The sequence below is a fragment of the Lentzea miocenica genome, assembly GCF_033949945.1.
Classification (GTDB): Bacteria; Actinomycetota; Actinomycetes; order Mycobacteriales; family Pseudonocardiaceae; genus Lentzea; species Lentzea miocenica.
In genome coordinates, this window is the sequence record NZ_JAXAVW010000034.1 from 61,209 (window position 1) to 73,343 (window position 12,135).

1 protein-coding gene is annotated in these 12,135 nt (G+C 70.1%); it reads right to left on the bottom strand.

Annotated elements, in window-relative coordinates; all coding sequences use genetic code 11:
• Nucleotides 1–12: 12 nt before the first annotated feature.
• Nucleotides 13–11,949, bottom strand: coding sequence for a non-ribosomal peptide synthetase (locus SK803_RS34710; RefSeq protein WP_319970440.1), 11,937 nt, complete (start codon nucleotides 11,947–11,949; stop codon nucleotides 13–15).
• Between the last annotated feature and the right edge of the window lie 186 nt (nucleotides 11,950–12,135).

The following is a 12,135-nucleotide window of genomic DNA, read 5'->3' on the forward strand; positions in this document are numbered from 1 at the left end:
GGATTGCTCCCCTCAATTCCTGTTCAGGTCTTCGATCAGGCACTCCACGGCCCGCCGGAAGCGGGTGGCGACCCGCCGCACGGTCTCGGTCCGGTGGAGGTTCGTGCTGTGGTGCCACTCGACGAGGAGCTCTCCCTCGCCGGTGCGCTCGATCTCCAGGTGCAGCGCGTACGGGCGCAAGCCCCCACTTGTGCTGTCGCCGCACAGATCACCCGGTAGTTCGTCGACGATGAGGCCTGCCTCGTCGTCGCTCACGGCGTCTAGTGCCGCGGCCGCCAGCCTTTGCCCCGTATTTCGGTGGTCAGATGGCCGCATCGGGGCCTGCTGAGCGCCGGAAGACGCGGCGAAGGCTGACGGCCGCGGCGCTGGCTCACCCGTGAAGTTGACGTTGATCTGCCGGTCGGGCGCTGCGCGCAGGCGGCGCACCTCCGGGTCGTCGGCTGCGAGGTGACGCAGTGCGCCGTAGCCGACCCCGTTGCGTGGCACGGAGTTCAGGCTTTCGCTTGCCGCGGCGATGACCCCGGCGCCGTCGCTCAGGTCGTCGTGCTGGAGCACCACCGGGTAGACCGAGGTGAACCAGCCGACCGTGCGGGACAGGTCGGTGCCCGGCGCCAGGCTTTCCCGGCCGTGGTGTTCGAGGTCGACGACGACCGTGCCGGTGCCCGCCCACTCCCCCAGCGTCTGGTGCAGCGCGGCCAGGATCAGCTCGACGACCTGGGCGACAGGCAGTCCCCCGGTGCCGACGGCGACCTCGACGACGGCGGCGGAGTCCTCGGTGTTGGCACCGGTGGCGTCGACCGGCAGCGTGAAGGGCGTCTCGGCCCTGTCGAGCCAGTACGGCAGCTCGTCGCGGACCTCGGCGCCGTCCGCGAAGGCCACGACGGACTCGGCCCACTGCCGGAAGGACGTGGTCTTCGGCGCCAGCGGTTCGCCGCGATAGGCCGCGTCGAGGTCCTCCAGCAGGATGTTCCACGACACGCCGTCGACGACCAGGTGGTGCACGACGAGCCCGAGCCACGCGGGTTCGTCGCCGCGCTCGAAGAGGACCGCGGCCAGGAGCGGACCGTCGGCGAGGTCCAGCGAGCGTTGCAGCGCGTCCATGTGCTCCTGGACATCGCCTTGCACGACCGTGAACGCGGCCGCCTCGCCCGGCTCGACGACGTGCTGGTGCCAGCCGTCGGGTCCGTGCCGCAGGCGGGTGCGCAGGGCGTCGTGGTGGGTCACCAGGGTGTCGAGCGCCGCGGCGAGCTTCTCCGCGTCGACGTCCGGTGCCAGTTCGAAGAGCCCCGACCAGTTCCAGTGGTTCCGGTCGTCGATGGTGGCGTTGGTGAACCACCGCTGGATGGGCGTCAGCGGCACCGGTCCGGTGACCGGGCCCTCTTCGGCGACCACGGGAGCGGTGGTCACGGCGGCCAGCTCTGCGATCGTCTGGTGGGTGAACAGGTCGGCCACCGCGAGGCCGAGGCCCGCGGCACGAGCGCGTGCCACCACCTGGAGGACGGCGATCGAGTCGCCGCCCAGGTCGAAGAAGTTGTCGTGCAGACCGACACGATCGGCGCGCAACAGCTTCGCCCAGATCGCGGCCAGCGCCTGTTCCGCGCCGGTGCGCGGGGCGACGTACGCGTCCGTCTCGGGTGCCGCCGGTTCGGGCAGGGCGCGGCGGTCGAGCTTGCCGTTGGACGTCAGCGGAAGCGCGTCGAGGGCGACGAACGCCGATGGCACCAGGTAGTCCGGCAGCCGCTCGCGCAGGAACGCGCGCAGCTCGCCGGGGTCGGCATCGGTGACGACATAAGCGACAAGGCGCTTTCCCGTTCCCGACGCCGTGGCCACGACGGCGGCGGCCCGCACGTTCTCGTGGCTCGCCAGCAGTGCCTCGACCTCGCCGGGCTCGACCCGGAAGCCCCGGATCTTGACCTGGTCGTCGGCTCGGCCGAGGAACTCCAGCGTGCCGTCGGCCCGCCAGCGTGCGCGGTCACCGGTGCGGTACAGGCGTTCCCCGTTTCCGGTGGGATCGGGGACGAACCGTTCGGCGGTGAGGTCCGCACGGCCGACATAGCCGCGGGCAACGCCGGGTCCGCCGACGAACAGCTCGCCCGCCACACCTGGTGGCAGCACCTGCAACCACTGGTCGAGCACGTACGCCCGCATCCCCGCGAACGGCCTGCCGATCGGCACCTGCGCGCCGATGGCGTCGAGCGGGTGAATGGTGCACGTCATGGTGGTCTCGGTGGGCCCGTAGGCGTTCACGATTCGCAGGTCCGGCCGGCGTTCGCGGGCGGTGCGGGCGTGCTGGGCCTGCAGGGCGTCGCCGCCCACGACCAGCAGCCGCAGGCCGTCGAGCACGTCCGGCGAGGTCTCGACCAGCTGGTGGAACAGGCCGGTGGTGAGCAGCGACGCCGTGATGTCGTTCTCGCGCAGGAACTTCCCGACGTCCATCCGTTCGGCCAGGTCCGCTGGGCCGACCACGAGGGTGGCTCCGTTGAGCAACGCCAGCCAGATCTCGAAGGCGCCGGTGTCGAAGCCGATGCCCGCGAGGTGCGACACGACGTCACCGGGCTCGACGCGCACAGCGGGATCGGTGCACACCCTGGCCACGCCCTCGTGGGTCAGCGACACACCCTTGGGCACACCCGTCGAGCCCGACGTGAACAGCACGTACAGCTCGCTGCCCGGACCACCGGCTACGGGCAGAGGACCTCGGCCTTCGATCTCAGGCAGTTCGAGGAGGCGCACGGCGGGAGCGCCGAGGGTGGTGGATGACGGGACATCCGCAGCGGGCGACAACGTGTCCGCGTCGGGCACGCCGGGAATGTCGAGGGGCCACCCGCCCGCCGTGACGACGAGCCCGATCTCCGCCGCGTCGATCATCTGGGCGAGGCGAGCCGTGCCCTGGGCGGGATCCAGCGGGACGTAGCTGCCGCCCGCGCCGATCACCCCGAGCATGGCGATGATCAGCTCGGGGCCGCGGTCCAGATGCAGCCCGACACGGGTGCCCGTCCCGACACCGTTGCCGCGCAGCCACTCCGCGACCCCCGAGGCTCGGCGATCGAGCTGGGCGTAGGTGAGTTCGGTGCCGCCGCGCAGCGCCGGCTGGTCCGGGTGGGCCGCGACCTGGTGTCCGAACAGCGCCGCGAGGTGAGCCGACGGCATCTCGCGAGCCTCGGACGAACTCCACGCGAGCACCTCGGCACGCTGACCGGCGTCCAGCAGTGCGATGTCCCGCACGGGTGTGCCGGGCGTGGCGGCGACGGTGGTGAGAATCCGTTCGAGCTGGTCCAGCAACGCCTCGACGGTGGCGTCGTCGAACGCACCGGCGGAGTACTCGCACAGCAGGGCGAGCTGACCGTCGACGTCGACGACGAGCTTCAGCGGATAACGGCCCTGTTCCAGCAACGCGGGTGAGTCGAACTCGTCCGCGTCGTCGCCGTCGTCGAACCCGCCGGGCAGGTTCTGGACCGCGACGATGCTCTCGAACAGCCTCGGCACACCGGCCACCCGCTGGATCTCGACCAACGGCGAGTGCTCGAACCGTTGCACGGCGACCTGACCGTCCTGGACGGTCCGCAGCCACCGGTCGAACGGCGTGCGGTCGCCGGGGACCTTGACCCGCACGGGCAACGTGTTGATGAACAGGCCGACGATCGACTCGACGCCGGGCAGCTCCGCCGGGCGCCCCGACACGGTGAGCCCGAAGACGACGTCGTCCTCACCGCTGTGCGACGCCAGCAACAACGCCCACGCCGCCTGCACGACGGCGCTGATCGTGACGCGCTCACGCCGTGCCAGCCCCTCCAACGCGAGGGCGACCTCCTCGGGCAGCTCACGGTGCCGCCGGCCCTGCTCCCAGTGCAACCGGGTGGTGCGGTCGGCCGGCAGGGCCGTGGGCGAGGTGAAGCCGTCGAGGTACTCACGCCAGAAGTCGTCAGCGGCAGGCTGGTCCTGGAGCCAGGCGATGTAGTCGCGGTACGGGCGCACCGGCGGCAGGGACTTGCGCTGGTAGGCCGCGATCACCTCGTCCCAGACGAGCGGGATGCTCCAGCCGTCGAGGTAGAGGTGGTGGAACGTGAACACGACCCACTGGCGGTCGCCCCGGTCCGCCACGTACACCCGCAGCAACGGCGCGACGGTGACGTCGAACCCGCGCCGCTGGTCGGCGTCGAGCAGTTCGTCGAGCGCGGCGCCAGGATCGGCCACGGTCGTCCAGTCGAGCACCTCGAACGGCACGTCGACCTCGCCGATCACGACCTGCAACGGCTCGTCGACGCCCTCCCACACGAACGCGCTGCGCAACGCGGGATGGCGCCCCACGACGATGTTCCAGGCTTCCCGCAGGGCAGCCACGTCGAGCGGCCCGCGCAACTCACGCACGTCCTGCGCCCAGTACACCGCGGTGTCCGCGGGCGCCTCCAGGACGTGGAAGAGCATGCCCTGCTGCATGGGCGACAACGGATAGGCGTCGACCACGCCCGGAATACGTGCCCGGAGCGGTTCCAGGTCTGCCAACGGCTTCGCGACGACGGTGGAGCCGGCCGCCACACCTGTGTGAGCAGCGACCTGCTGGACGGTCTGGTGCTTGAACAGGTCCGCGATGCTCAGCTCCAGGCCCGCATCCCGGGCCCTGGCCACGATCTGGAGGCTGACGATCGAGTCGCCGCCCAGTTCGAAGTAGTTGTCGTGGACGCCGACACGTTCGACGCCGAGCACCTCGGACCACACTGCGGCGAGCGCGCGCTCCACGTCCGTGCCGGGCGCCTCGTAACTCGTGGAGTCCGGCGCGTCCGGCAACGGCAGCGCGCGCTTGTCGAGCTTTCCGTTGGTGTTCAACGGCAACTCGTCCAGCAGCATGATCGCCGACGGCACCAGGAACTCCGGCAGACGCTCGCCGAGGAAGCGGCGAAGGTCCGCCGGATCGGCGGTGCTGACGACGTAGGCGACAAGACGCTTGCCCTGCTGCAACTCACGAACGACCACAGCGGCGTTGGCAACGTCCGGGTGACCGACGAGCACGTGCTCGACCTCGCCCGGCTCGACCCGGAACCCGCGGATCTTGACCTGGTCATCGGTCCGGCCGACGAAATCAGCCACGCCGTCCGCACCCCACCGCACCAGGTCGCCAGTGCGGTACATCCGGGCGCCCGGCACGTACGGGTCCGGCACAAACCGTTCCGCAGCCAGGTCAGCGCGGCCCGCGTAGCCACGCGCCAAGCCGATGCCCGCGATGTACAGCTCTCCTGGCACGCCGACCGGTGTCGGCTGGAGCCAGCGGTCCAGCACGTAGAAGCGCAGTCCCCGCAAGGCAGTGCCGATGGGCACGGTGGACGGACCGAGCCGTCCGGTGTGCATGTCGTGGAACGACGCGTACACCGTGCTTTCCGTCGGCCCGTACATGTTGTAGATGCCCACGGCCGGGTTGGCGTCGAGCACCTTGCGGGCCTGGACGGGTGACATTCCCTCGCCACCGGCCAGGACCAGCCGATGCCCCGAGAACACACCGGGATCGGTGTCCGCCAGCTGGTGGAACAGGCCGGTGGTCATGAACGACAACGTGACGCCCTGCTCGGTGAAGAGCTTGGCAACGTCCAGTCGCTCAGCGAGATCCGCGGAAGCGACCACGAGGGTGGCTCCGGTGAGCAACGCCGTCCAGATCTCCCACGTCGACGCGTCGAACGACACCGCCGCCATGTGCGCCACGACATCTCCGGGCCGGGCGGCCACCGCGGGGTCGAGCACGATCCGCACGACGCCTGCCTCGGTGACCTCGACGCCCTTGGGCACGCCGGTCGAGCCGGACGTGAACATCGTGTAGACCAGACGCCCTGGCATGGCAACGAGTTCCGGCCACTCAACGGAACCGTTGAGCAACTCCGCAAGTTCGATCACGCCGAGATGCGGCGCCTCCAGGGCGTAGTCACCGCGGGACACGACCAGCTCGACCCCGGCAGCCGACTGCACATCGCGCAGCCGGCCGTGCGGGAGCGCGGGATCAAGCGGCACATACGTTCCACCCGCCTGCACCACACCCAGGATCGCGACCACGAGGTCGGCCGACCGCTCGAACCACAACCCGACCCGAGTCTCGTCCCGGACGCCGGCCGCACGCAGGCCGGACGCGACCCTCGCCACTCGCTCGCCCAGCTCGGAGTAGGTGAATTCGTGGCCGCCGTCACGGATCGCCACCTGGTCGCCGAACTCGTCGACAGCGAGGCGGAACCGCTCCGCCAACCCGACGAAGGGCTCGTCCACGACAGGACCCATGCCCCACCCGGTCACCGGCGCCGGCGTCACCTCGCGCACGACGGCGGCAGGCCGGCGAGCGACAGCGGTGAGCACCTCGGCGAGCTGGCCGAGCAGCCGCTCCACAGTGGACACGTCGAAGGCGCCGGTCGAGAAGTTGGCCTCGACCTTCAGCGTCGCCTCGAGGTCGACGGCGAGGATCATCGGGTAGTGCATCTGCTCGACCGAGTCGGTCGAGGCGAACAACTCGTCGGGGTCTTCCTCACCCTCCTCGGGCATCGCGCCCTGCGGGTAGTTGCCGAACACGAGCATGCTGTCGAACAGGCCGCCCGTGGTGACGCGCTGGATGTCGGCGAGCGGCGTGTGCTCGTGCCGCTGCACCGCGACCTGGTTCTCCTGCAGTTCGCCGAGCCAGTCGGCGAACGTCCGTTCCCAGGCCACCCGCACCCGCACGGGCAGGGTGTTGATGAACAGGCCGACGATCGACTCCACGCCGGGCAGGTCGGCCGGGCGGCCGGAGACGGTCAGGCCGAACACGACGTCGTCCTCGCCCGAGTAGGCGGACAACAGCACCGCCCATGCCGCCTGCACGACGGTCGACAGGGTGACCCGCCGGTCGCGCGCCAGCGAGACGAGTGCCGCCGTGACGTCGCGGGGCAGGGCCAGTTCGAGCCGGCCCTGGGCCCAGTGCTCGCGCACCGCGCGGTCCACCGGCAGCGGCGTCGGCGAGTCGAACCCGGCCAGGTACTCGCGCCAGAACGACTCGGCCTCGCCACGATCACGCTGGCCCAGCCACGCGATGAAGTCCCGGTAGGGCCGCACCGGCGGCAGGGACTCACCCCGGTAGGCGGCGGTGACCTCGTCCCACAGCAGCGGGATGCTCCAGCCGTCGGCGTAGAGGTGGTGGAACGCCAGCAGGATCCAGTGGCGGTCGCGTCCACGAGCGACGTGGACGCGCAGCAACGGCGGGCTGGTGAGATCGCAACCACGAGCGCGGTCCGACGCCAGCAGGTCGTCGATGGCAACCTCGGGATCAACGACGGAAGTCCAGTCGTGCACCTCGAACGGCACGGCGACGTCACCGACGACGACCTGGAGCGGCTCGCGCACGCCGTCCCACACAAAACCGGTGCGCAACGCGGGATGCCGGTCGAGAACGAGCTGCCAGGCCGCACGCAGGGCGTCGACGTCGAGCTCACCGGTCAGTTCGCGGACGTCCTGGGTCCAGTAGACACCGCTGTCCGGCGACTCGACGGCGTGGAAGAGCATGCCTTGTTGCAACGGCGACAGCGGGTAGGCGTCGGCCAGTCCGGGCGTACGCGCGACCAGACTGTCCAATGAGGACTGGCTGAGCGACGCCAGTGGAACGTCGGACGGCGTGAGGCCGTGCGCGCCCGACCGGCAGTGGTCGACGATCTCGGCCAGCGCCTGCACATAAGCCGCGGCGAGCCGTTCGACCGTCGAACGCTGGTGGAGGTTGGTGCTGTACTGCCACTCCACGGCCAGCGTCCCGTCAGCGGCCTGGGCCACCTCGACGCCGAGCACATGCGAGCGCAGTCCGCCATCGCCCTCGGCGGGACCGCACAGGTCCTCGGAGAGCTCCCGGGCGAACAGGCCGACGGCCTCGTCCTCGACGGCGTCGACACCACCGAGGTAGTTGAAGACGACCGGGCGTTCCGGGGCGTTGCGGAGCTGTTCGTCCCGCTCTCGCAGCACGGTGTAGCCGACACCGCGGCGTGGCACGGCACGCAGCTGTTCCTTGACCGCCTTGATGACGCCGGCGATGTCACCGAGGTCGGCGTGGTGCAGCCCGACGGGGTGGATGGCGGTGAACCAGCCGACGGTGCGGCTGAGGTCGATGCCGTCGGAGATCGGTTCGCGGCCGTGGCTCTCCAGGTCGATGGCGGCGGCGCTGGTGCCGGTCCACCGTCCGAGCACCTGGAGCAGTGCGGCGAGGAGCAGTTCGTGGCCCTGGGTGCGGTAGGCGCGGTGCGCCAGGGTCAGCAGCGCCGAGGTGTGTTCCGCGTCGAGGGCGACGCGCACGGACTCGGTCGAGTCCTCGGTGTTGGGGCCGTTGAGCTCGGTGGGCACGGCCGTAGCCGTCCGCACGACCTCGCGCCACCAGGGCAGCTCGTCCCGCGGGTCGAACGCCTCCAGCGCGGCGGCCCACTCCTGGTACGAGGTGGTCTTCGGCGCGAGGACACCGGCGGCGTACGCGGTGTCGAGGTCCTCCAGCAGGACGTTCCAGGAGACCGCGTCCACGACGTAGTGGTGCACGGTGAGTCCGAACCACGCGGGCCGGTCACCGCGGTCGACGTACACGGCACGCAGCAACGGCCCGTCCGCGAGGCTCAACGACGTCTGCGCGGTGGTCATGGCCGCGGTGACGGCCTCGTCCAGCGCGGGGCCGTCGAGGTCCGTCTTCAGCACCGTCACCAGATCGGCGGTCTCGGCCGGCGCGTTCTCCTGGGTGTCGCCGTGCACCCGCAGCCTCAGGGCGTCGTGGTGGGCGACGACGGTGCCGAGCGCGGTCCGCATCGTGCTCGCGTCGGTTCCCGGTGCCAGCTCGAACACGCCCGACCAGTTGAAGTGGTCGGGTTGGGGCAGGTTCTCCCGGAGGAACCAGCGCTGGATCGGCGTGAAGGCCACCGGTCCGCTGACCGTGCCCTGGTCGACCGTGCTGGGCGCGGCCGGGGCGACGTGGGAGGCGAGCTCGTGGACGGTCTGGTGCGTGAAGAGATCGGCGATCTCCAGCCGCAGTCCTGCGGCGCGGGAGCGCGCGACGATCTGAAGGCTGACGATCGAGTCGCCGCCCAGTTCGAAGAAGTTGTCGTGCACGCCGATCCGCTCGACGCCGAGCACCTGCGACCACACCGCGGCCAGCGTGTGCTCGGCCTCCGTGGCAGGCGGCTCGTACGCGGTCGTGGTCTCGGGGGCACCGGGGTCGGGCAGCGCTCGCTTGTCGAGCTTTCCGTTGGTGTTAAACGGCAACTCGTCGAGCTGCACGATCGCCGACGGCACCAGGAACTCCGGCAGGCGTTCGCCGAGGAAGCGGCGGAGCTCTGCCGTGTCGGCGGTGCTCACGACGTAAGCGATCAAGCGCTTGTCGTTCACGATCACGGCGGCGTTGGCGACGTCCGGATGGCCGACGAGCACGTGCTCGACCTCGCCCGGCTCCACCCGGAACCCGCGAATCTTGACCTGGTCGTCAGTCCTGCCGACGAAGTCGACCGCGCCGTCCGCACCCCACCGCACCAGGTCACCGGTGCGGTACATCCGGGCACCAGGAACGTACGGGTCGGCGACGAACCGTTCCGCCGCCAGGTCAGCCCGGCCCGCGTAACCACGGGCCAAGCCGGTACCGCCGATGTACAGCTCCCCCGGCACCCCGACGGGCGTCGGCTGGAGCCAGCGGTCCAGCACGTAGAAACGCAAGCCCCGCAACGCGGTGCCGATAGGAACCGACGAAGGACCGAGTCGCCCGGTGTGCATGTCGTGGAACGACGCGTACACAGTGGACTCGGTCGGGCCGTACATGTTGTAGATCGCCACGGCGGGGTTGGCGTCGAGCACCTTGCGGGCTTGGAGGGGCGACATCGCCTCGCCGCCGGCCAGCACCAGCCGATGCCCGGCGAACACAGCAGGATCGGTGTCGGCCAGCTGGTGGAACAAACCGGTGGTCATGAACGACAACGTCACGCCGTACTCGGCGTAGAGCTTGGCAACGTCCAGTCGCTCAGCCAAATTCGCGGGCGCCACGGCAAGGGTGGCGCCACTCAGCAACGCCGTCCAGATCTCCCACGTCGACGCGTCGAACGACACGGCGGCCATGTGCGCGACCACGTCACCGGGCTGCGCGGCCACGGCGGGGTCGAGCACGACGCGCACGACACCTTCTTCGGTGACCTCCACGCCCTTGGGCACACCGGTCGAGCCCGACGTGAACATCGTGTAGACCAGACGTTCGGGCATGGCAACGAGTTCAGGCCACTCGGCGGGCGCGGTCAGCAACTCCGCGAACTCGACGACCCGCGGGCCGTCCAGGGCGTAGTCGCCACGGGACACGACCAGCTCGACCCCGGCGGCCGCCTGTACATCGCGAAGGCGGCCGTGCGGCAACGCGGGATCAAGCGGCACATAAGTTCCACCCGCCTGCACCACAGCCATGATCGCGACCACGAGGTCGGCCGACCGCTCGAACCACAACCCGACCCGAGTCTCGTCCCGGACACCGGCCGCACGCAGCCCGGACGCGACACGCGCCGCCCGTTCGCCCAGCTCGGCATAGGTCAGCTCGTGACCACCGCCGCGGATCGCCACCTGGTCGGCGAAGTTCTGCACAGCCAGGCGGAACCGCTCCGCCAACCCCACATGAGCCTCGTCCACCACGGCACCGGCACCCCACCCGGTCGCCGGCGTCGGCGTCACCTCGCGCACGAGCCGGTCAGGACCGGCGACCGCACTGGCCAGCACCGCCTGCAGCTGGTCGAGCAGCCGGTCGACCGTGGCCTCGTCGAACGCCCCGGTGGAGAACTCGGCCTCGATCTTGAGCGTGTCCTCCAGGTCGATCGCGAACGCGATCGGGTAGTTGACCTGCTCGATGGAGTCCAGCGCGCCGAAGCGGTCCTCGTCGTCGCTTTCCTCTTCCTCCTCGGTCATCAGGGCCTGCGGGTAGTTGCCGAACACCACGATGCTGTCGAAGACGCCGCTGCCCCGCGGCAGGTCCGACCACCGCTTGATGTCCGACAGCGCGGTGAACTCGTAGCGCTGCACCGCGACCTGGTTCTCCTGCAGTTCACCCAGCCAGTCGGCGAACGTGCGGTCCCACGACACCCGCACGCGCACGGGCAGCGTGTTGATGAAGACGCCCACCATCGACTCGACGCCGGGCAGGTCGGCAGGACGCCCGGACACGGTGAGGCCGTAGACGACCTCGTCGTCGCCCGAGTAGGCGGACAGCAGAAGCGCCCACGCCGCTTGGATCACCGTCGACGGCGTGACGCGCCTGCGCCGGGCGAGGTCCATGATCCCGGTGGTCAAATCCTCCGGCAGCTCGGCGCGGCGGCGTCCCTGGGCCCAGTGGTCGCGGACCGAGCGGTCGACGGGCAACGCCGTCGGTGCGTCGAGCCCGGCCAGGTAGTCGCGCCAGAACGACTCGGCCTCGGCGCGGTCGCGCTTGCCCAGCCAGGCGATGAAGTCCCGGTACGGCCGCACGGGTTCGAGGTCGGCCGTCGTGCCGCGGCACAGGGCGTCGTAGGTGGCGCCGACCTCTTCCAGCACGACGGGCACGCTCCAGCCGTCGCACAGCCCCGAGTACAGGGCCCACACCATGCGGTGGTGGCCGGTGCCGTCGGTGATGAGGTGCACGCGCATGAGCGGTGGCTTGGTGAGGTCGAAGCCCTGGGCGCGGTCGCGGGCGAGCAGCTCGCCGAGCGCGGCCTGCTGGTCCGTCACGGCGGTCCAGTCGTGCACCTCGAAGGGCACCTGGACGTCGCTCATGACGACCTGCAGCGGCTCGGGCACGCCCTCCCACACGAAGCCGGTGCGCAGCACGGCGTGGCGGGCGACCACCTGCTCCCAGGCGCGTCGCATGGCGTCGAGGTCGAGCACTCCGTCGAATTCGTAGAGGCCCTGCGCCCAGTAGACACCCTTGTCCGATTGCGCCTCCAGGACATGGAAAAGCATGCCCTGCTGCACAGGCGCCAACGGATACATGTCTTCGATCACAAATCCCCGCCCCTCTCCCTGGCAGAATTTTTACACAACGGTCATCCGCAGGGACAAGGAATAAACGAAACTGTCATAGAACATTCGCATGAGGATCATTCGCAATGATCATCACCAATAAAAAGGGCATGGCGAAATAGAGCGTGCCAACTTCGTGCAATTCACTGGGCCAGA